Genomic DNA, 22,892 nt, shown 5'->3' with positions numbered 1-22,892 from the left:
CGGGCCATGACCGCGCGCCGGTTCGCGGCCGCGCTGCCTTTGCTGATCGTCGCGGCGAGCTGCGTTCCCGCGACCGAAGCCCCCGCCAAGCCCGCGCCGTCGCCTGCGGCGGTCACGCCGCCGGCCCCGGTGGCTCCGCCGCCCGCGCCGGTGCGCGGCGATTTCATCCTTCGCGGCACCCCCGAACAGGGCGCGGTGATGGTCGGGCAGGTGCCGGGCGGAACGCGGACGCTGACGCTCGACGGGCAGGCGATCGCCGTTGCTGCCGACGGCAGCTTCCTGATCGCCTTCGACCGCGATGCCGGGCCTTCGGCGCGGCTTGTCGCGACGCTCGCTTCGGGGCAGCAGGTCGAGCGCGCGCTGTCCGTCGCGCCAGGCAGCTGGCGGATCGAGACTATCAACGCCCCCTATCGCGGCAGCGCGTCGAGCGACGCCGAGTTCGAACGCCGCCGCCCCGCCGAGCTGGCGCAGATCGCCGCGGCGCGCGCGACGCCGGTGGTGTCCGACGGCTGGCGCCAGACATTCCGCTGGCCGGTGACCGGGCGCCTATCGGGCTTTTTCGGGTCGCAGCGCGTCTATCAGGGCAAGCCGGGCAGCTACCACAGCGGCACCGACGTCGCGGTGCCTGCGGGGACACCCTTTTTTGCGCCCGCCGACGGGGTGGTGACGCTGGCCGCGTCGGCGCCGTTCACGCTTGAGGGCAATCTGCTCATCGTCGACCACGGGATGGGGCTGTCGAGCGCATTCCTCCATTGCCAGCGGCTCGATGTGAAAGTCGGCGATCATGTGGTGCAAGGGCAACAGCTGGGGCTGGTCGGGCGGACCGGCCGCGCGACGGGACCGCATATGCACTGGGGCCTGAAATGGCGCGATGCGCGTCTCGATCCCGGCAAGCTGGCAGGTCCGATGGGCCGCTGAAGGGCGTTTCACAGCGCTGAAATCATATCATTTGATATCATGTGTCGCGAACTGTGCCGGGTTGGCGCAGTCTATTTCACTGCGATTCCGGTCTGTTGCAAATACGTCACAATCGCCGATGAAACCGCCGCGGCAGGTGTAATGCACCTTTACTACGCCTGAATGTAGGATCATCCCGCACGCATCGGGGCGTCTGTTGCGTCGGCTTTGCGCCGTTCGCAAACGGGGGTCCGGGTAATATCATCAACAGTAGCAAGGGACTGCACTGTGAAAACCACCCACTATTCGAAGCTGAAGCTCGGCGCTGCGCCGTTCGTGCTCGGCATTGGCCTGCTTGCCAGCGCATCCCCCGCGATGGCGCAGGATGCCCAGGTCGGCGACGACACCGCCACCAGCGGCGACGAAATCATCGTCACCGGCACGCGTATCCCGCAGGCGAACCTGGAATCGGCCGCGCCGATCACGGTTGTGACCGCCGAAGATATCAAGCTGCAGGGCACGACCCGCGTCGAGGACATGCTGAACTCGCTGCCGTCGGTCTTCGCCAGCCAGTCGTCGACCGCCGCCAACGGCGCGGACGGCACCGCTTCGGTCGACCTTCGCGGCCTCGGCACCACGCGTACGCTCAGCCTCGTCAACGGCCGCCGCCTGCTGCCGGGCGACCCGAGCCCCGGAAGCGGCTCGGCTGCCGACATCAACATGATCCCGGCCGCGCTGCTCAAGAACGTCCAGGTTCTGACCGGCGGCGCTTCGGCGACCTATGGTGCGGACGCCGTCGCCGGCGTCGTCAACTTCGTGATGGACACCGACTTCACGGGCTTCCGTGTCGACGGCCAGTACAGCATCTATCAGCACGACAACCGCAACAAGCTGATCCGCGGCCCGCTTGAGGCGCGCGGCTTTGGCTATCCCGATGGCAGCGTCGTCGACGGAGGCACCATCGACGTCACCGCGACCTTCGGTGCGGCATTCGACGACGGCCGCGGCCACATCGTCGCCTATGCCGGCTATCGCAAGGCGAACGCCATCCTTCAGTCGCGCCGCGACTACAGCGCCTGCACCATCCAGAACACGGGTGGCGGTGCGCCGAACTGCGGTGGCTCGCTGACCAACTCGACCGGCACGGCGATCATCTTCGACCCGACGCTCAACACGGCGTCGTCGACGGTGTACAGCTTCCTGCCGGGCGGCGGGTTCGAGAACACCACGTCGCGCTATAACTTCGCGCCGACGAACCACTATCAGCGTCCGGACGAGCGTTACACCGCCGGCCTGTTCGCAAACTACGAGATCAACGAGTCGATCAAGCCGTACCTCGAGTTCATGTTCATGGACGACCGCACGGTCGCCCAGATCGCCCCGTCGGGCAACTTCGGCAACACGCTGACCGTCAACTGCGACAACGCCCTGATGTCGGCCGCCCAGCGCGCCATCATCTGCGCCGCGCCGAACCTGATCAACGGCTATATCGGGAACTTCCCGACTGCCGTGGCAGCGCCGTACAACCCGAACCCGGGTGCTGCCCCGTTGGTGTTCACCGACTCGCTCGGCAACACCTACAACCAGGCGTTCATGCAGGTTCTGCGTCGTAACGTCGAAGGTGGTCCGCGTCAGAGCGATCTGCAGCACACGAACTTCCGCACGGTGATCGGTTCGAAGGGCGACCTCGGTAAAGCCTGGTCGTATGATGCGTACTACCAGTACGGTCGTTCGAACTATACCCAGGTCTATTCGAACGAATTCTCGGTCGCGCGTCTCAATCGCGCGCTGAACGTCGTCACCGATACCCGCGCGGGTAGCGCGACGCTGGGTCAAGTCGTCTGCCGTTCGGTCATCGACGGCAGCGATCCGAACTGCGTACCGTACAACATCTTCAACGGTGCTGGTGGTGCAAGCCCCGAATCGGTCAACTATCTGTCGGCCGTCGGCTTCCAGAAGGGCTTCACCTCGGAACAGGTGGCCAACGCCTCGTTCACGGGTCAGCTTGGCGAATATGGCATCAAGTCGCCCTGGGCGGATGATGGCATCGGCGTGAACCTCGGCTTCGAATGGCGCAAGGAATCGCTCGATCTCAAGACCGACAACGCTTTCTCGACCGGCGATCTCACCGGCCAGGGCGGCGCGACGCTCCCGCTCTCGGGCAGCTTCCGGGTCTATGAGTTCTTCGCGGAAACGCAGGTTCCGATCATCCAGGACAGCTTCATCTATGACCTGAGCTTCAGCGGTGGCTATCGCAAGTCCTGGTACCAGACGAGCGCCAACCGCAAATATGATACCGACACGTACAAGCTGCAGCTGGAATTCGCGCCGATCCGCGACGTCCGGTTCCGCGGTCAGTACAACCGCGCGGTTCGTGCTCCGAACATCCAGGAACTGTTCTCGACGCCGACGGTCGGCCTGAACGGTGCGACCGATCCGTGCGCCGGCGCACCGGTCACCGCGACCGACTATGGCTGTATCGCGCAGGGTTTGGCCGTTGGCCAGGGCACGACCGCCAACCCGGCGGGCCAGTATAACGGCCTGCTCGGCGGTAACCCCGACCTGAAGCCCGAAACCGCAACGACGAAGACCTTTGGTGTCGTCCTGCAACCGAGCTTCCTGCCGCGCTTCTCGCTGACGGTCGACTGGTTCGACATCAAGCTGAAGGATGCCATCCAGCCGCCGGCACAGGATGCGATCCTGAAGGATTGCACGCTGAACGCGACCGCAACCTTCACGCCCGCATCGTGCGACCTGATCAACCGTGATGCGGCCGGCTCGCTGTGGCTGACCCCGGGCGGCTATGTGAACAACATCCCGTCGAACCTCGGTCAGGTCCGCACCCGCGGCCTCGAGATCAACAGCGCCTACAGCCACGAAATCGGCAGTGCCGGTACGCTGTCGATGAGCTTCGTCGGCACGTATCTCGACAAGTACAGCGTCGATAACGGCCTCACCGAAGCCTATGACTGCGCCGGCCTCTATGGTCCGGTCTGCTCGTCGGGCGGTACCACGGCTGGCGGTTCGATGCTGCCGAAGTGGCGTCACAAGGTTCGCGCCAGCTTCAACATGCCGAGCGGCGTGGGGATCTCGCTGCAGTGGCGCTACATCGGCAAGGTCAAGGCGGAAACGCTCAGCGACAGCCAGTCGCTTGCGGGTGATTTCAACTTCGACCCGGGTCTGCGTCTGAAGGCGTACAGCTACTTCGATCTGGCGACCACCTTCGCCGTGTCGGACAACTATACGTTCCGTCTGGGCATCAACAACCTGCTCGACAAGCAGCCGCCGCTCGTTACCTCGGGTAACGCCGGCCGCGACGGGTCGAACCTGTGCCCGACCGGTCCTTGCAACGGTAACACCTATCCGGCGACCTATGACGCGCTGGGTCGTTACATCTTTGCTGGCGTCACGCTGGACTTCTAAGTTCCGCATTTCGTCCTAAGATAGGGGGGCGGCAGGTCGCAGGACCGGCCGCCCCTTTTCGTTCAAGCGGTGAAAAACTCGATGCTCGATTCCCAAACCGCCGACGTGCTGCGCCAGGCCGTCGGTGCGGCGCAGTCCGGCGATGTCGCGCGCGCCCGGCAGCTTGCCGAAGGCGCGCTCGAAAGCGGCGGCGACACCGCCGCGCTCAACGCCTTTCTGGGCATGCTACAGGCACGGGCTGGCGATCTGGCGGCTGCGGCGGACCATCTCCGCGCCGCGCATGGCGCGCGCCCGGCCGACACGACGATCGCATGCAATTTGATTGCGGTGCTGATCGACAATGATGATCTGGAAAGGGCGCTGGAGATTGCGACGCCCGAGCTGGCGCGCGCCGACGCGACGCTGCGGGTCGCGCGCTATCGCGGCTTCGTCGCGCAGTCGCTCGAACGCTTTGACGAGGCGGTCACCGCCTATGAGCATGTCGTGGCGCGCGAGCCGCAGGATTTCGAAAGCTGGAACAACCTCGGCAATGCGCGCTCGGCGACCGGCGACCTCGAAGGCAGCGTCGCCGCACTTGAAAAGGCGATGGCGCTCAACCCGTATGCGCCGCCGACGCGGCTAAACCTGGCGGTTGCGCTGCGTACGGTCGATCGCGGCGAAGAGGCCGAGGCGCTGCTCCGGCGGACGGCCGAGGAGTTTCCCGATGACGCGCGCGCGCTCCACGAACTATATGTCCAGTACAAGAAGGAGGGCCGGCAGGACGATGCCATGCCGGCAATCGAGGCGGCGATCGCGCGCGACCCCGACAATGCCAATCTGCAGCTGAAATTCGGCGTCGAATGCGGGCTGCTGAGCCGGATCGACGAGGCCGAGCAGGCGTTTCGCAAGGTCATCGCGCTCGATCCGTCGGTCACCGACGCCTATATCGGGCTGGCGGTGCAATATGAGCATAGCAACCGCGAGGAAGAGCTGGCGCCGCTGATCGCGCTTGCCGAGGCCAACGGCCTTGGCGACGGCGCGCTCGCCTTCATCCGCGCGCTCGAGTTTCGCCGCGCGAAGATGTTCGAGGAGGCGCTCGCCAACTTCGACCGCGTGCCGCCCGAGATCGAGCCCGAGCGGACATCGCATTTCCGCGGACAGGTGCTCGACCGGCTCGGCCGCATCGACGAAGCCTTCGCGGCCTTCAGCAAGACGAACGGCCTGCACGAAATGTCGCCGACGCGGCCGCTCGAACGCGCGTCGGTGCTTCGCGAGCGGTTGCAGAGCGAGCTCGATCTGCTGAGCCCCGAATGGGTGGAGTCATGGCCCGGCGCGGCGTCCGGCCGCGACCATGCGGACCCCGTCTTCCTGCTCGGCTTTCCCCGTTCGGGGACGACGCTTCTCGATACGATATTGATGGGGCACCCCGGAACGATGGTGCTCGAAGAGCAGCCGCCGCTCAATCTCGTCGATCGGCGTATCGGCGGAATGGCGGAAATACAGGGCCTCGACGATGCGGGGGTTGCCGATGCCCGCCGCTTCTATTTCGATGAGATCGCCAAGGTCGCGCCGGCGCCGCTGTCACCCGACCGGATGCTGATCGACAAGTCGCCACTGTTCCTGTCGAAGGCGGTGCTGATCCAGCGTCTGTTCCCGAACGCACGCTTCATCCTCGCGCTGCGGCATCCGTGCGACGTGCTGCTGAGCTGTTTCATGAGCAATTTCCGTCTCAACGACGCGATGGCGAATTTCCTGCGGCTGGAGGACGCAGCGGCTTTCTATGACCTGACCTTCCAGCATTGGGAGCGCGCGCGCGAGTTGTTCGGACTGAACGTCCACACGATCGTCTATGAGCGGCTGGTCGAGGATGTGGAGGCCGAGGTGCGGCCGCTGTTCGACTTCCTCGGGCTGGAGTGGCGCGACGAGGCGCTCGATCACCGCACGACCGCCAAGTCGCGCGGGCTGATCACCACCGCAAGCTATGCGCAGGTTGTCGAGCCGATCTACAAGCGTGCGGCGGGACGCTGGGAAGGGTATCGCCAGCATCTCGAACCGGTCCTGCCGGTGCTGCGGCCATGGGTGGAAAAATTCGGGTACAGTCTGTGACGGCAGCGCGCGCGGCGATTCTGGCGGAAGCCGACCGCGCGCTGGCGGCGCAGGATTTCGCCCGCGCGGCAAGCCTGTTCGAGGAAGCGGCGAAGGACGGCGACGACCTGTCGGTGCTGTTGCGGCTTGCCGGTGCCCATCGCGCCTTGGGCCGCCCGCGCGTCGCGCTCGATGCGGTGCATCGCGCACTGGCGCTGGCGCCGCTCGATTTCACCGCATTGATGCTGCGCGCGAACCTGCTCGAGCGCATCGGCGAGCCGAACGCAGGTGAGGCGTGGGGACATGCGATCGCGCAGAAACCCGATGGCACGCTGCCGCCGCAGCTGGCCGCAGTACTGGCCGAGGGCGAGCGCTGCCATGCGGCGTGGCTCGATGCCAAGGAAGCGGGGCTGGCGACAGCAATGGCCGACATCGAGGCGCGCGCCGATGCCGACGAGGCCGCCCGCATCGCGCGCTTTCGCAGCAATGCGCTGCGCCGCACGCGGCCCTATCATAGCGAGCCGACCCATTTTCATTTTCCGGGCCTGCGCGAGCGCGAATTTCATCCGCGCGCGCTTTTCCCCTGGCTGGAGACGATCGAGGCGGCGACCAACACCATCGCCGCCGAGCTGGAGGCGGTGATGACCGCCGAGCGCGCCGAGCTGGTCCCCTATGTCCAATATGCCGCGCACCAGCCGCTCGACCAGTGGCGGGGTCTCAACCATAATCCCGACTGGACGGCGATCCACCTGCTGCGCAGCGGGCGGCGGATCGAGGCCAATGCGCGCCATTGCCCGCGCACGATGGCGCTGCTTGAGGGGCTGGATCAGCCGGCCATTCCGGGCGCGTCGCCCAATGCGATGTTCTCGCTGCTCGCGCCGGGCACCGCGATCCCGCCGCACGTCGGCTACAATAATGCGCGGCTCGTCTGCCATCTGCCGCTGGTCGTGCCCGAGGGCTGCTGGTTCCGCGTCGGCGCCGAGACGCGTAACTGGCGGCGCGGCGAGGCGTTCGTGTTCGACGACACCATCGAGCATGAGGCGCTGAACCCGAGCGAACAACTGCGCGTGGTCTTCATCTTCGACGTCTGGCACCCCGACCTGCTCCCCGTCGAGCGCGAGGCGGTCGCGGCGCTGATCGGCAGCGAGGCGGGCGGCGCGCCCGAGGGGCTGTGAGCTTCGCCGGCCGGCTTGCGGCGGCGCACGCGGGGCGGGCGAGTACCGACGATTTTGCGGACCTTGCGAACCTCGCGCTTGACGAAGGCGAGGAAGAGGCGGCGCTGCCGCTCGTCGCGGCGGCGGCGAAGCGGTCGAACGCGGCGCGGCTGTGGCAGTGGACGGGCTTGCTCCACCGTGCGCTCGATGAGCATGAAGCGGCGCTGGAAGCGTTCGGCGCCGCGGCGCGGCTGGCGCCGGGCGATGCCGGGATCGCGCACGGCCGCGCGCGCGTCGCCTATGAGGCGGGGCTCGATGCGGTGGCGCTGTTCGAGGCGGCCGGGCGCGCGGGGCCGCCCAATGGCGATGTGCTGATCGGGCTGGCGGCGGCGCGCTGGGCCGCGGGGCGCGGCGAGGAGGCGGAGGCCGCGCTCGATGCGATCGTGGCAGAGGTGCCGCTGTGGCTGCCCGGGCATATGCAACTTGCGCAGCTGCGCGCACTGATGGGACGCGCCGGCGAGGCGACGGCGTCGTTCGAGCGTGCGCTGGCATCGGACCCGGCGTCGGTGCCGCTATGGCGCGCGCTGTTCGAGCTTCATCGTCAGGGCGAGGATTATGCCGCGCTGGCCGATGCGGTGGCGCGCGCCGGAAGGGCGGGTGTGCCGGCGAGCGAAATCGCCGACCATGAAGCGATTGCCGCGGCCGAACTGGGGCAGATCGATCGCGCCGACCGTCTGTTCGAGGCGTTGCCCGGCGAAGCGATGCGGCCCGGCACGCGAATTTGGCGGGTGCGGCATCTGCTGCGGGCGCAGCGCTTCGTTGCGGCGGGGGCGCTGATCGATACCGAGATCGCGGCTGGCGGGGAACGGCGGGCGGTAATCTGGCCCTATGCCGAATTGCTCTGGCGACTGACGGGCGATCCGCGCGCGGGCTGGCTGTCGGGCGAGGCGGGGCTGGTGCGGACGTTCGATCTGGCGGACCGCCTGCCGCCGCTCGATCAGCTCGCTGGGCATCTGCGATCGTTGCATGTCGCGCGGGGCGAATATCTCGACCAGTCGGTGCGCGGCGGCACCCAGACCGACGGGCCGCTGTTCAGCCGCATCGATCCGCTGACCCGTGCTTTGCGCGCCGTGATCGTCGAGGCGGTTGAGACCTATGTCGCCGACCTGCCGCCGCTCGACGCCGGGCATCCACTCCTCGGCCCGCGCCGCGGCCGGCGGGTGCGTTTCGCGGGAAGCTGGTCGGTGCGGCTGCGCGGCGGCGGCTTCCATGCCAACCATGTCCACCCGCAGGGCTGGATCAGCTCGGCGCTCTATGTCGCGCTGCCCGACCGCCAGCCGGGCGATGTCGCCGACGCGGGCTGGCTCACGCTCGGTGAGCCGCAGGCCGCGCTGGGGCTCGATACGCCGCCGACGCGGCTTGTGGAGCCGGTGCCCGGGCGGCTGGTGCTTTTCCCGTCGTGGCTGTGGCACGGCACGCGGCCGTTCGGCGAGGGCGAGCGGCTGACGGTCGCGTTCGACGTCGCCCCGCCGCGCTGAGCAATCGGGCGCCGAGCGATCCGGCGCAAAAGGCTTGGCCGCGCGCCGCGGACGATTTAGACTGCGCGGCAGAGAGTTATAAAAGGTTCAAGTGATGCCCAAGACGCAATCCCTGATGCTGGCCGCCCTGATCGGCGGCACCCTGCTCGTTCCCGGTCCCGCCGCCGCCGAACCCGCGGGCAAGAAGAAAGATCCGAACGAAGTCGTGTGCCGCAAGGAAGAGGTTCTCGGCAGCCGTTTGCAGACGACGAAAATCTGCAAGACGCGCGCCGAATGGGCAGAAGAGACGCGCGAAAATCGCGGCAATATCGAGCGCGCGCAGGTTCAACGCGGCACCGCCGGGAATTAAGGCGCCCCCTTTCGAGGGGCGCCCAATTCACGCAGCGGTCAGGCGGGTGTCAGCTTGAGGGCGCCGTCGCCTTCGTCGACCTTGATTGTCGATCCGTCGTGGACCTCGCCCTTCAGGATGAGGTCGGCGAGCGGATCCTGCAGATATTTCTGCACCGCGCGCTTCAGCGGTCGTGCGCCATAGACCGGATCATAGCCGACGCGGCCGAGCCACGCGCGCGCGGCGTCGGTCAGGTCGAGCGTCACCTTGCGGTCGGCGAGCAGCTTCTGCACGCGCGCAACCTGGATATCGACGATCCCGCCCATATGCTGCTGCGCGAGGCGATTGAAGAGCACGATTTCGTCGAGCCGGTTCAGGAACTCGGGCCGGAAATGCGCGCGCACCACCTCCATCACCGCAGGTTCGGCCTGTTCGACCGGCGCGTCGTCGGGAAGCGCCGCGATCGCCTGACTGCCGAGGTTCGACGTCAGGATGATCAGCGTGTTGGTGAAGTCGACCGTGCGGCCCTGCCCGTCGGTCAGGCGCCCGTCGTCGAGCACCTGCAGCAGGATGTTGAACACGTCCTGATGCGCCTTCTCGACCTCGTCGAACAGCACGACCTGATAGGGACGGCGGCGCACCGCTTCGGTCAGCGTACCGCCTTCCTCATAGCCGACATAGCCCGGCGGCGCGCCGACGAGCCGCGCGACGCTGTGCTTTTCCATGAACTCGGACATGTCGATGCGGACCATCGCATTGTCGTCGTCGAACAGGAAACGTGCGAGCGCCTTGGTGAGTTCGGTCTTGCCGACGCCCGTCGGGCCGAGGAACAGGAACGAGCCGAGCGGCCGGTTCGGATCCTGTAGTCCGGCGCGCGCGCGGCGGACGGCGGTCGAGACGGCGCGAACCGCCTCGTCCTGGCCGATCACGCGCTTTTCGAGCGTCGCCTCCATGCCGAGCAGCTTTTCGCGCTCGCCCTCCATCATCCGGTCGACGGGGATGCCGGTCCATTTGCTGACCACTGCGGCGATGTCGTCGGCGGTGACTTCCTCGCGCAGCATCGCATTGCCTGCGGCGGCCTGCGCATCGGTGAGCTGCTTTTCGAGGCCGGGGATGGTGCCATAGCTAAGCTCGCCCGCCTTCGCGAGGTCGCCGGCGCGCTGCGCCTGGTCGAGCGCCGAGCGCGCGGCGTCGAGCTCTTCCTTGATCTTCGCCTCGGCGTGGATCTTGTCCTTCTCGGCCTGCCAGCGCTGCGTAAGCCCGGCCGATTGCTGTTCGAGATTCGCCAGCTCGGTACGCAGGGCCTGAAGCCGGTCTTTCGACGCGGCATCGGTCTCCTTGGTAAGCGCGGCTTCCTCGATCTTCATCTGGATGATGCGGCGGTCGAGGTTTTCGATCTCCTCGGGCTTCGATTCGACTTCCATGCGGATGCGGCTCGCGGCCTCGTCCATCAGGTCGATCGCCTTGTCGGGCAGGAAGCGGTCGGAAATATAGCGGTTCGACAGAGTCGCGGCGGCAACGATCGCGCCGTCGGTGATGCGCACACCATGGTGCAGCTCGTACTTTTCCTTGAGCCCGCGCAGGATCGAGATCGAGTCCTCGACCGTCGGCTCGCCAACGAAGACCGGCTGGAACCGCCGCTGGAGCGCGGGGTCCTTCTCGACATATTTGCGATATTCGTCGAGCGTCGTCGCGCCGATGCAATGGAGTTCGCCGCGCGCGAGCGCGGGCTTCAGCAGGTTCGATGCATCCATCGCGCCGTCCGATTTGCCCGCGCCGACCAGCGTGTGCATCTCGTCGATGAAGAGGATGATCTCGCCCTCGGCCGACTTCACCTCGTCGAGAACGCCCTTCAGCCGCTCTTCGAATTCACCGCGATATTTGGCACCCGCGATCAGCGCGCCCATGTCGAGCGACAGCAGGCGGCGGTCCTTCAGGCTGTCGGGCACGTCGCCATTGGCGATGCGCAGGGCAAGGCCCTCGGCGATCGCGGTCTTGCCGACACCCGGTTCGCCGATCAGCACGGGGTTGTTCTTGGTCCGGCGCGCGAGAATCTGGATGGTGCGGCGGATTTCCTCGTCGCGGCCGATCACCGGATCGAGCTTGCCCGCATGCGCCACCTCGGTGAGGTCGCGCGCATATTTCTTGAGCGCCTCGAAGCTGTCCTCGGCACCCGCGCTGTCGGCGGTGCGGCCGCGGCGCAGCTCGTTGATCGCGGCGTTCAGCGCTTCGGCCTTCACACCGGCATCGGCGAAGGCCTTGCCCACGGGGGTCGTGGTGCCGAGCACCATCGCGAGCAGGAGCCGTTCGACGGTGACGAAGCCGTCGCCCGCCTTTTCGGCGACCTGTTCGGCCTGATCGAGCAGGCGCACGGCGTCATTGTCGAGCCCCGGCGTCTGCTGCGCACCCGAACCCGACACGGCGGGCACCTTGGCAAGCAGCGCGTCGATGCCTGCCACCGCGCGTGCGGCGTCGCCGCCACTTTTCGCGATCAGGCCCGCGGCCATGCCTTCCTTGTCCTCGAGCAGTGCTTTGGCGACATGCTCGGGACTGATCCGCTGATGATTCATGCGGATCGCAATCGTCTGCGCCGACTGGAGGAAGCCCTTGGCGCGATCGGTAAATTTCTCGAGGTTCATTCTGGATAAGCCCCTTTCTCGACGAGCAAGATAGTGTTGCCGATTTGCAACACAAGAGCATGGCTTTCCGTCGTGCGAATTTTCGGCCATGACGCCTGTCGCGACTGATACGGCATGGAGTGGGAAAGCGGATGCGCAAATTTTTCGTCGGCTTTCTGGTTCTGCTCGTCGCCGTTCTGATCGGTCTCGCAATATGGGAGCCGCTGACCGCCAAGGCCCCCGCGGCGCCCGATTTCAAGCCGGTCAATGTGCAGATCGCGCGCGACAAGTTCGGCGTGCCGCATATCTTCGGGAAGACCGATGCCGACGTCGCCTATGGCGTCGCCTATGCACATGCCGAGGATGATTTCTCGACCCTGCAGGAAGTCATCGCGATGACGCGCGGGCGCGCGGGCGCGATGCTCGGCGAGGATGGCGCGAAGGTCGATTATGCCGAGGCGCTGCTGGGTGTCCGCGCGACGACCGCGCGCGATTGGCCGCGCCTGCCCGCCGATGTGAAGGCGCTGTTCACCGCCTATGCCGCCGGGCTCAACCATTATGCCGACAAGCATCCGGGCGAGGTGCGGCTCTCGGGACTGTTCCCGGTGACCGGCGAGGATGTCGTCGCGGGCTTCGTCCTGCGCTCGCCTTTCTTCTTCGGACTCGATTCGGTGCTCGGCGGGTTGACCGAGGACAAGATACTCGGACGCGAAGGCGGGCCTTCGCTCGACGCCAAGGGCAAGCTCGTCCCGCGCGAGCTGACCCCGGTCGGCCGCGATCCCGAGGCCAATGGCTCGAACGGCATGGCGGTCGCGCCGGCGCGGTCGACCGATGGCGCGACGCGGCTCGTTTCCAACTCGCACCAGCCGTGGACCGGCGGCGTCGCCTGGTACGAACTGGTCGTCCATTCGGGCGAAGGCTGGGATTTCGCGGGCGCGAACTTCCCCGGGTCGCCTTATCCCTTCCTCGGTCACAATAAATATCTCGGCTGGACCAATACGGTGAACCGGCCCGACCTCATCGACATCTACAAGCTGGTGCTCGACGAGAGCGGCAAGAACTACCGCTTCGACGGCAAATGGCTGCCGCTCGAGGAGCAGCGTATCTGGCTGCGGGTCAAATATGGCCCGTTCGTGATTCCGGTGCCGCGCACCATCTATCGATCGGTGCAGGGGCCGGTGATCCGGAATGCGAAGGGCGCGTTCGCGATCCGCTATGCCGGGATGGACCAGGCGAATATGGTCACCCAATATTACCGGCTGAACAAGGCGAAGAGCTTTGCCGAATGGCGCGCCGCGATGGCGGGACAGGGCGTGCCCGCCACCAATTTCATCTATGCCGATGCGAAGGGCAATATCGGGCTGTTCTATAATGCGATGTTCCCCGACCGGCCGGCGGGGTTCAACTGGCGCGGCATCCTGCCCGGCGACACGTCGGCCGACGTGTGGACGAAAACGCTGCCGTTCGATCGCGTGCCCGCGCTCGTCAATCCGCGCTCGGGCTATCTGATGAACGCGAACAACACGCCGTGGGTCGCGGCCGGGCCGGGCGACGAACTCGACGCTGCGGCCTTTTCGCCACTGCTCGGGATCGAGGACGACATGACCAACCGCGCGGTGCGGCTGATCGAGCTGTTCGAGGCCTCGGGGCAGATCGACGAGGCGCGGCTGAAGGCGATCAAATATGACACCGCCTATGCGAAGACCGGCTATGCCAAGGTCTGGATGGACCGGCTGCTCGCGCTCGATACGAAGGGCGATGCGGCGCTGGCCGAAGCACAGGGCCTGCTGCGCCAGTGGGACTGGAACCTCGATGGCAAGGGCAAGGGCGACGCGCTGGCGCTGATGGTGCTGCGCCCCGCGAACGGCAGCCATTACCAGCGCAAGGCCGACCCCGATCCGCGCACGGTGCTGAAGGATACGGTCGCGCATCTGCAGGAGCATTTCGGCGGTCTCGATCCGAAGCTCGGCACCGTGCTGCGGCTTCGTCACGGCGAGGGCGCACACCGCGTCGACCTGCCGCTCGATGGCGGCAACGACACGGTCCGTGCCTCGACCCTGTGGGATGTCGAGCCCGACGGGCGTCTGAAAGTGCGCCACGGCGACAGCTTCATCATGTTCGTGACGTGGGACAGGGCGGGGCAGGTGCGATCGGAATCGATCCAGCCCTTCGGCGCCGCGACGACGCGTCCGGACAGCCCGCACTATAATGATCAGGCGCCGCTGTTCGTGCAGCACCGGTTGAAACCGGTGTTGTTCGATCCAGCGGCGCTGCGCGCGAGCGGGGCGCGTTTCTATCGGCCTTGAAAGCGTGCGGGCGCTGACCTAAACCGCTGATACAGTGCCGTCCGGCACCCGGCCCGCGGCTGGCTTTTCAGGCCCGCGCTCCCGTATCCAAGAGGAATTTCATGCCCGCATTCCGTCACTTCGCTCTCGCCCTCGCGGCATCGACCTCGCTTGTCGCCGCCGGTCCCGCGCTCGCCAAGGCGAAGGAGGCCGCGCCGGCGCCGATCGCCGATCTGGTGAAGGCGGTCGATATCCCCTACCAGAGCTTCACGCTCGACAATGGTTTGCGCGTCATCGTCCATGAGGACCGCAAGGCGCCCGTCGTCGCCGTATCGGTCTGGTACCGCGTCGGGTCGAAGAACGAGCCGGCGGGCAAGACGGGCTTTGCGCATCTGTTCGAACATCTGATGTTCAATGGCTCGGAAAATTCGCCGGGCGACTTCTTCGAGCCGCTGCAACAGGTCGGCGCGACCGACAGCAACGGCACGACCAACGTCGACCGCACCAATTATTTCGAGACGGTGCCGACCGGCGCGCTCGACCGCGCGCTGTTCCTCGAAAGCGACCGCATGGGGCATCTGCTCGGCGCGGTGACGCAGGAAAAGCTCGATAACCAGCGCGGCGTCGTCCAGAATGAAAAGCGTCAGGGCGACAACAACCCCTATGGCCTGCTGCGCTACGAGATTTTCGAGAATCTCTTCCCCAAGGGGCACCCCTATCACCACAGCACGATCGGCTCGATGGCCGACCTCAATTCGGCGAGCCTCGCCGACGTGAAGAAGTGGTTCACCGACAATTATGGCCCCAACAATGCAGTGCTCGTGCTCGCGGGCGACGTCGACGTGGCGACCGCGAAGGCGAAGGTCACCGAATGGTTCGGCGACATTCCGCGCGGGCCGCAGGTGAAGGCGCCCGAAACCTCGGTTCCGACCCTGCCTGCGCCGTTCGCGAAGGAAGTGAAGGATCTGGTCCCGACGACGCGCCTCTATCGCATGTGGGCGATTCCGGGCCTGAACGACGCCGATGCGGTGCCGCTGCAGATGGCGGCCACGGTGCTGGGCGGTCTGTCCTCGTCGCGGCTCGACAATGCGATGGTCCGCAAGGATCCGGTCGCGGTGAGCGTCGGCGCGGGCGCCCAGACGCTGGAAGACGCGGGCTTCCTGATCGTGCAGGCCGACGTAAAGCCTGGGGTCGATCCGAAGGTCGTCGGCGACAAGCTGGACGCGGAAATCGCGAAGTTCCTCGCCGAGGGGCCGACCGCCGACGAACTGCAGCGGGCGGCCGCCAGCTATCTTGGCGGCACGATTTCGGGTCTTGAATCGGTGGGCGGTTTCGGCGGCAAGGCGGTGACGCTGGCCGAGGGCGCGCTCTATTCGAACAATCCGGCTTATTACAAGGTCGAACTCGACCGGCTCGCCAAGGCGACCCCTGAGCAGGTGAAGGCCGTCGCGCAGAAGTGGATGTCGCGTCCGGTCTTCTCGCTGACCTATACGCCGGGCGAACGCACCGAGGGCGGCGAGAATCGCGGCGGCGCCGTGACCGCGGAGAAAGTCACCGGAATCGCGCCCGACCGTTACTGGAACCCCGCGCTCGGCGACGTCGGTCCCGATACGGGGGCCGCCTGGGCGACCTCGTTCGCCGACCGCTCGCAGCTTCCGGCGGTTGCCGACCTCACCGCGCTGGACTTCCCCGCGATCGAACGCGCGAAGCTCAAGAACGGCATCGAAGTGGTCTTCGCGCGCCGGACGACGGTGCCGACGGTGCAGGTCGCGGTCAGCTTCGACGCCGGCTATGCCGCCGATCCGCACAATGCGCTTGGCACCCAGTCGCTGATGCTCAGCCTGATGGACGAAGGCACGACGCGCCGCGATTCGATCAACTTCGCCGAAGCGAAGGAGCGCCTTGGCGCACAGATCGACGGGTCGGCGACCGCTGACGAGACGGTGTTCAGCCTGTTCGCGCTGAAGCCGAACCTCAGCGCCTCGCTGGGCCTGCTCGCCGACTATATCCGCAACCCCGCCTTCGACGGGAAGGAACTGGAGCGCGTGCGCGCGCAGCAGCTCAACCGGCTGAAGTCGGAGCTCAACAATCCGAATGCGATCGCCAACCGCCTGCTGATGCCGGCGCTTTATGGCGCCGACCATCCCTATGGCATTCCGCCCTCGGGCCTCGGCACCACGGCGGCGGTGACCGCGGCGACGCGCGACCAGCTTGCGAGCTTCCACTCGGCGTGGATCCGGCCCGACAATGCACGCATCTTCGTCGTCGGCGACACGACGTTGAAGGATGTCACGAAGCAGCTCGATGCCGCGTTCGGCGACTGGAAAGCTTCGGCGGCCGCGAAGGGCACGAAGCATTTCGAAATCGCGGTGCCGGCGCAGAAGCCGCGCATCCTGCTTTTCGACCGGCCGAAATCGCCGCAGTCGGTGATCATGGCGGGCAAGGTGCTGACCGCAAAGGGCAGCGACGAACTGGAGCCGCTGCGCGCCGCGAACGACATCTTCGGCGGGAATTTCCTGTCGCGCTTCAACATGAACCTGCGCGAGACCAAGGGCTGGTCCTATGGGGTGCGCTCGCGCATCTCGAACGACAAGGACCGGCTGACCTGGGTCGCGATCGCGCCGGTGCAGGCCGACCGCACGGGCGATTCGATCAAGGAGTTCCAGAGCGACCTCAAGAGCTTCCTTGGCGACAAGGGCGTCACCGGCGAGGAACTGGAACGCACCGTCAACGGCAGCGTCCGCGAACTGCCGGGCAGCTTCGAAACGTCGGGCGACGTGCTCGGCGGACTCCGCCAGATCGTGAAGTTCGGCCGCGCCGACGATTATTACGAAACGCTGCCCAAAACCTATGAAGCGATGACCACGGCCGAAATCGACGCTGCGGCCCGCAAGGCGCTGGCCGGCGATCTCGTCTATGTCATCGTCGGCGATGCCGCGGTGGTCAAACCGCAGCTTGACGGGCTGGGCCTGCCGGTGGAAATAGCGACACCCGCTAACTAACATCAGTTTCAGTAGGAGAGAGTCTATGTCCGGTGTCGATGGCAACTACGAGTGCGTTACCAAATCGCCGATGGGCGACCAGAAGTCGGTTTTCACCGTGAAGAGCGACGGCGACAGCTTCACCGGCCAGAATGCCGGTGCGATGGGCGCGCTCGATGTCGAAAATGGCAAGGTCGACGGCAACAAGCTGACCTGGACCATGAACATGAAGGTGCCGATGCCGATGACGCTCGAAGCCGAAGCGACGATCGACGGCGACACGCTGACCGGCACGATCAAGGCCGGCGCGTTCGGTTCGATGGCGATGACGGGCACCCGTCAGGCCTGATCCTTCGGGAAACGGAAACCGGAAGGGCCGCTCCATCGGGGCGGCCCTTTTGCTTTGCATAGCTTTTCGGGCCGCGGGGGCTATCCAAAGCGGGCGGGGAGGCGCATAGGCCTGCCGCAATGCACAAAATGACCGAAACCCCTCAACGGTCCCGCATGCCCGGCGACCGCGAAATGACGTTCATGATGGCGATGGTCATGGCGCTGAATGCGCTTGCCATCGATTCGATGCTGCCCGCACTGCCCGCGATTGGTGAGGGTCTGGGCGTCGCGGTTGCCAATGACCGCCAATATATCATCTCGATCTATCTCTTCGGCATCGGGGCCGGGTCGCTCTTCTACGGGCCCTTGTCCGACCGCTTCGGGCGCAAGGGCGTACTCGTCCCCGCGCTCTTCGCCTATGTCGCCTTCTCGATCGGCTGCGGGCTCGCGAACAGCTTTCCGCTGCTCCTCGCGCTGCGCTTCGGGCATGGGCTGGTCAGCGCGGCGCTCGGCGTGATCGTCGTCGCGGTGATCCGCGACCTGTTCTCGGGCGACGCGATGGCAAAGCGGCTGTCGATGATCTTCCTCGTCTTCATGATCGTCCCCGCAATTGCGCCCACTATGGGCGCGGGCATCACGCTGTTCGCAAGCTGGCGTGCGATCTTCATCGTGCTGGCGGTGATGGGGATCGTGATGATCCTGTGGCTGCGCCGCCTGCCCGAAACACTCGACCCCGCCGACGTCCGGCCGCTCGATCTGCGGACGATGGTCGCGGGCTGGGCGACGGTCACGCGGCATCGCCGCGCCGCGGGCTATATGATCGCATCGGGCATGATGCAGGGGTCGCTCTATGGCTATCTCAATAGCAGCGAACAGATCATCGCCGACATCTTCGATGCTCGCAGCTGGTTCCCGCTGGTGTTCGCCTGCGTCGCGATGGGGATCGCGATCGCCAATTTCTCGAACGCCGCGATCGTCGAGCGGTTCGGCGCGCGGCGCGTGTCGCAGGCTGCGACCTTTGCCTTCATGGCGACCTCGATCGTCCAGATTCTCGTCGCGCTGAGCGGCGCCGAGACGCTGTGGATGTTCACCGTGCTGATGATGGTCAATGTCGGCCTGATCGGCTTTATCGGCAGCAATTTCGGATCGATCGCGATGGAGGACTTCGGCCATATGGCGGGCGTCGCCTCCTCCTATCAGAGCTTTGCCAAGACCCTGCTCGCAGCGGGCGTCGGCGCGCTGATCGGGCAGCAATATAATGGCACGACGCTGCCGCTGGCCTATGCGTTCCTGATCTCGGGCGTCGTCGGGCTGACGTTGGTCTTCTGGGCGGAGCGCGGCAAGCTGTTCACCCGGCCGGGGACGGCGCCCAAGATGCCTTACTGAGCACGCTTTTGTCGCGGGCAAAGAAAAGGGCCGCCTCGGCATTGCCGGGACGGCCCTTTTTACAGGTTGGTGCCGCCGTCAGTTGATCGGCGCGTGCGGCTCGAGATCGTCCTCGTGCACTTCGACGATGCCGCGGCCGAGGTGGCTGCGGCTGCGGCTGTAGAGGTAATAGAAGACAAGGCCGATGCCGCCCCAGATCGGGAGAACGAGCATCGCGTCGAGCGGCAGGTTGAAGAACAGGAAGATCGTACCCGCGATGGTCAGCGGTCCGATCAGCCACAGCGCCGGCGTCCGGAACGCGCGCGGATGGTTCGGCGCCGTCTTGCGCAGCATCATCACGGCGATCGCGACCATCATGAACGCATAGAGCGTGCCGGCATTGGCGATGTCGGCGAGCTTGCCGACCGGCAGGAACGCCGCGGCGACCGCGACTGCCATCCCGGTAATCGCGGTGATCACATGCGGGGTCTTCCACTTCGGATGCACCTTGCTCCACGATTCGGGGAGCAGGCCGTCGCGGCTCATCACGAAGGCGACGCGGGTCTGACCGAACAGCAGGATCAGGATCACCGACGGCAGCGCGACGAAGGCGGCGATGCCGAGCATGTTGCCGACGCCCGACCAGCCGATCTGGCGAAGAACATGCGCGAGCGCTTCGTTCGAGCAGACGAGCGGCAGGTTGTCGGCGGCATAGGTGGCGCATTGGCGTGCCAGTTCTTCCGAACCGGCGGGGAAGGGCACACCATTCGGGCCCATGATCGGCTGGCCACCGACGGTGCCGATCGCGCCCGCGGCGACCAGAATGTAGAAGACAGTGCAGAAGAGCAGCGAGCCGATCAGGCCGATCGGCACGTTGCGCTGCGGGTTCTTGGTTTCTTCAGCGGCGGTCGAAACCGCGTCGAAGCCGACATAAGCGAAGAAGATCGTCGCCGCGGCGCCGACCGCGCCGATGCCCGATCCGAAGCCGCCGAAGACGCCGGCCGGCAGGAAGGGATTGAACTTGTCGGTCGAGAAATAGTCGCTGGGCAAGGTCAGCGCGATGAAGGCCGTGAGCGCGGTGACCTTGATCGCGACCAGGATCGCGTTGACGCGTGCGCTTTCGGTGGTGCCGATCATCAGCAGTCCGGTGATGAGCAAGGCGATGAAAACGGCGGGCAGGTTGATAAAACCGCCCTCGATCCCGCCTAGCGCCAGCGGCGCGCCAGCCAGATAGGATGGCAGCTGTATCCCCAGGAATTCATTTAATATCGTTCCCGAGAAATAGCCGGACCAGCCGACCGACACAGCGGATGCTGCGACCGCATATTCGAGGACAAGCGCCCAGCCGACGGTCCAGGCGAGCATTTCGCCCATCGTTGCATAGGTGTAGGTATAGGCGGAGCCGGCAACGGGGATCATCGCGGCGATTTCAGCGTAGCAGAGCGCGGCAACGATGCAGATCAGGCCGGCAATGGCAAAGGCCAGCATCAGGCCCGGGCCGGCCTTTTGTGCGCCGGCCGAGGTCAGCACGAAAATGCCGGTGCCGATCACGCAGCCGATACCGAACAAGGTTAGCTGAAAGGCACCGAGCGTTCGGTGCAGCGACTTTTTCTCGGCCGTGGCCAAGATGGCGTCGAGCGGTTTGACGCGACCAAATATCATCCAGATTTCCCCTTTGGGGCCCGGAACGGGCCTCTCATGGCAGGGGAGACTAAACGCTCCGCGCGTCAGCGCAACTTAATTTCAGGCGTGTGACAGGCGCTTTGTCGCAGTCTACCGTACCGTAAAGCGCACGCGATCGATGATCTGCCCGCCCGGATCGACGAGGGTCAGCATATGGACCCCGGGTCGGGGAAGGATCTGGGCGCCGGTATCGGCGTCGCCGAGCGGCTTCTTGTCGAGGATCAGGCGAAAGCCCGTGACCTCGCCGCTCACCAGAACCGCAAGGCTCTGACGGTCGATCGGGATGTCGGGGTCGAGCGCGTAGACGCTGCCGCTGACCGGGCTGGTGATCCGCGGCCGGCGCGATACCTGCGGCGCGGCAGCCATTTCTGCCTGCGCCGTGCCGCGCATGAAATATTCGCGGCGCGGCGGCTCGCGCGTGCCGGGGAGGCTGATCTGGCGGGCCTCGACGCCGTCGGGCATCGTCGGCGCCTTCCCCGGACTTCCCGCATGGAGCGCCATCATGACGTCGCGCCAGACGGGGGCGGCACCCGAGGTGCCCGAGACGGCGCGCATCGAATCGCCCTCGAGATTGCCGACCCAGACCGCGACGGTGTAGCGGTCGGACCAGCCGACGCACCAATTGTCGCGCATGCCCTTCGAAGTGCCGGTCTTTGCCGCCGCCCAGAAGGGCAGGCGGAGCGCGCTGTCCTCACCGAAGGCGTCGGCGCGCGCCGAGGCGTCGGCGAGGATGTCGCCGACGATGAAGGCTGCAGCGGGATTTACGATCTGCCGCGCGGGGGCCGCTTTCTCGCCGATGCGGAAATGCACCGGCGACCAGCGGCCATGATTGGCGAAGGTACGGAAGGCATTGGCCTGCTCGACAAGGCTGACCTCGGCAGAGCCGAGCGCGAGGCTGAAGCCGTAGTATTCGCCGTCCTCGACGAGGCCGTGATAGCCGAGCGCCCACAGGCGGTCGCGAAACTCCTGGACGTCGTCGATGACGAGGGTGCGGACGGCGGGGACGTTGAGCGAGGAGGCGAGCGCGCTCCGCACGCTGACCGGCCCCTTGAAACTATGGTCGTAATTCTTGGGCACATAGAGCCCCGAGGCGGTGTCGAGTTGCACCGGGCTGTCGTCGAGGATCGAGGCTGCAGTGAGCCAGCCATGCTCGATCACCTGCGCATAGAGGTGCGGCTTCAGGGTCGAGCCGGCCTGCCGCCGGGCGTTGGCGCCATCGACGGCGGCGGCGGTCGATTTGAGCCCGACGCCGCCGACATAGGCGAGAACCTCGCCCGTCGCATTGTCGAGGACGACGACCGCGCCGTCGCGCACACGGTCCGAGCCGAGGCCCGAAAGCTGGCGGCGCAGCGCGACGATCGCGGCGGTCTGGATGCGGCGATCGATCGTCGTCGTGACGCGCTTGCCGGGCCTGTCGAGCAGCCGCGTCGCAAGGTGCGGCGCGAGCGCGGGGTCGAAACGCGCGGCCTGCTCGCCCGAGACGAGCGTAGCCGCGGCAGCATCGATTGCGCTGCAGTCGGATGCCTTGGCGATCCGGCACGCGCGGCGGCCGAGGGCATCGGCCTTTGCCGCGGGGTTAGGGAGCAGCCCGGCGAACAGCGCGGCGTCGGTGCGGTTCATTTCGCCGGGGGTCTTGCCGAACAGGCTCTGCGCGCCCGCGCCGATCCCCTGCGCCTCGCCGCGCAGCGGCAGCAGGTTGAAATAGGCCTCGAGCATCTGCTCGTGCGTCCAGTTCGATGCGAGCACCTGCGCGGCGCGCATCTGACGGATCTTGGCGAGCCAGCCGCGCTGGCCGGGTTGTGCTAGGTCGGGCGCGAGAAAGGCGGCGAGCTGCATCGGCAAGGTCGAGGCGCCGCGCGAGCGCCCTCCCGTCCAGCGGGTGCGGGCGGCGCTGGCGATCGCGAGCCAGTCGACCCCGCCGTGCGACCAGAAGCGATGATCCTCGGCCGCGACGACGGTCTCGCGCACCGCAGGGCTGATGTCCTTGAGCGATACCCACGCGAGACGGCGGCGCTCGAAATTGATGCGCTCGCTGTCGAGCAGCTGCCCGTCGCGGTCATAGAGCCAAGCTTCGCTGGGCTTCCAGTCGGCGCGCACCGCCGCATAGCCGGGCATCGCCGGCGGGCGCGTCAGCAGATGCGCGGCGGTGGTGAGGACGAGCGCCGCCAGCGCCGCCCATGCCAGAGCATGGGGCCAGCGCCGCCGGTGCCCGGGAATGGGCGGCAT

The 22,892-nt window shown here is 66.4% G+C and carries 13 protein-coding genes; 10 read left to right on the top strand and 3 right to left on the bottom strand.

Features of this window, described 5'->3' with window-relative positions; translation table 11 throughout:
- Positions 1–6 precede the first annotated feature (6 nt).
- From ACQY80_RS05985 to ACQY80_RS05960, 6 genes are all read left to right on the top strand, one after another.
- A complete protein-coding gene (locus tag ACQY80_RS05985) occupies positions 7–918 on the top strand; it encodes a M23 family metallopeptidase (protein WP_428684604.1) in 912 nt (303 codons plus the stop codon).
- Between the two features lie 267 nt (positions 919–1,185).
- Positions 1,186–4,320: a TonB-dependent receptor domain-containing protein gene (locus ACQY80_RS05980; protein ID WP_428684602.1), complete on the top strand. Its 3,135-nt coding sequence runs from the start codon at positions 1,186–1,188 to the stop codon at positions 4,318–4,320.
- Between the two features lie 81 nt (positions 4,321–4,401).
- Positions 4,402–6,405, top strand: coding sequence for a tetratricopeptide repeat-containing sulfotransferase family protein (locus ACQY80_RS05975; protein ID WP_428684600.1), 2,004 nt, complete (start codon positions 4,402–4,404; stop codon positions 6,403–6,405).
- A complete protein-coding gene (locus ACQY80_RS05970) occupies positions 6,402–7,559 on the top strand; it encodes an aspartyl/asparaginyl beta-hydroxylase domain-containing protein (RefSeq protein ID WP_428684598.1) in 1,158 nt (385 codons plus the stop codon). The genes ACQY80_RS05975 and ACQY80_RS05970 overlap by 4 nt, the downstream gene beginning before the upstream one ends.
- Complete coding sequence (locus tag ACQY80_RS05965) at positions 7,556–9,076, top strand: putative 2OG-Fe(II) oxygenase (RefSeq protein ID WP_428684596.1); 1,521 nt, start codon at positions 7,556–7,558, stop codon at positions 9,074–9,076. The genes ACQY80_RS05970 and ACQY80_RS05965 overlap by 4 nt, the downstream gene beginning before the upstream one ends.
- A gap of 94 nt (positions 9,077–9,170) precedes the next feature.
- On the top strand, positions 9,171–9,425 hold the full coding sequence (locus ACQY80_RS05960) for a hypothetical protein (RefSeq protein WP_428684595.1): 255 nt from the start codon (positions 9,171–9,173) through the stop codon (positions 9,423–9,425).
- Between the two features lie 38 nt (positions 9,426–9,463).
- Here ACQY80_RS05960 and clpB read toward each other — a convergent pair whose 3' ends face one another.
- Entirely contained in the window at positions 9,464–12,043 is a 2,580-nt protein-coding gene (gene clpB, locus ACQY80_RS05955) for an ATP-dependent chaperone ClpB (protein ID WP_428684593.1), read from the bottom strand.
- 131 nt (positions 12,044–12,174) lie between these two features.
- On the opposite strand from clpB, the gene ACQY80_RS05950 reads away from it, so the two are divergent.
- The 4 genes from ACQY80_RS05950 (at position 12,175) to ACQY80_RS05935 (ending at position 19,004) form a co-directional block, all read left to right on the top strand.
- Positions 12,175–14,328: an acylase gene (locus tag ACQY80_RS05950; protein WP_428684591.1), complete on the top strand. Its 2,154-nt coding sequence runs from the start codon at positions 12,175–12,177 to the stop codon at positions 14,326–14,328.
- A 101-nt stretch (positions 14,329–14,429) separates the two neighbouring features.
- Positions 14,430–17,309 carry a M16 family metallopeptidase gene (locus ACQY80_RS05945; protein WP_428684589.1) on the top strand — a complete coding sequence of 960 codons (2,880 nt, stop codon included), beginning with the start codon at positions 14,430–14,432 and terminating at the stop codon, positions 17,307–17,309.
- Positions 17,310–17,334: 25 nt separating this feature from the next.
- Positions 17,335–17,637 (top strand): hypothetical protein, encoded by a 303-nt coding sequence (locus ACQY80_RS05940; protein WP_428684587.1) that lies wholly within the window; start codon positions 17,335–17,337, stop codon positions 17,635–17,637.
- A gap of 155 nt (positions 17,638–17,792) precedes the next feature.
- Positions 17,793–19,004 carry a multidrug effflux MFS transporter gene (locus ACQY80_RS05935; RefSeq protein WP_428684585.1) on the top strand — a complete coding sequence of 404 codons (1,212 nt, stop codon included), beginning with the start codon at positions 17,793–17,795 and terminating at the stop codon, positions 19,002–19,004.
- 78 nt (positions 19,005–19,082) lie between these two features.
- On the opposite strand, the gene ACQY80_RS05930 is transcribed toward ACQY80_RS05935, so the two are convergent.
- Both ACQY80_RS05930 and pbpC read right to left on the bottom strand, forming a co-directional pair.
- On the bottom strand, positions 19,083–20,645 hold the full coding sequence (locus ACQY80_RS05930; RefSeq protein WP_428684583.1) for an amino acid permease: 1,563 nt from the start codon (positions 20,643–20,645) through the stop codon (positions 19,083–19,085).
- A 111-nt stretch (positions 20,646–20,756) separates the two neighbouring features.
- Entirely contained in the window at positions 20,757–22,892 is a 2,136-nt protein-coding gene (pbpC, locus tag ACQY80_RS05925; protein WP_428684582.1) for a penicillin-binding protein 1C, read from the bottom strand.

Source organism: Sphingopyxis sp. (genome assembly GCF_965279755.1).
In the GTDB taxonomy this organism is placed as follows: Bacteria; Pseudomonadota; Alphaproteobacteria; order Sphingomonadales; family Sphingomonadaceae; genus Sphingopyxis.
Note: the sequence above shows the minus strand (reverse complement) of the source record. Positions and strands in the feature narration are given on the sequence as shown.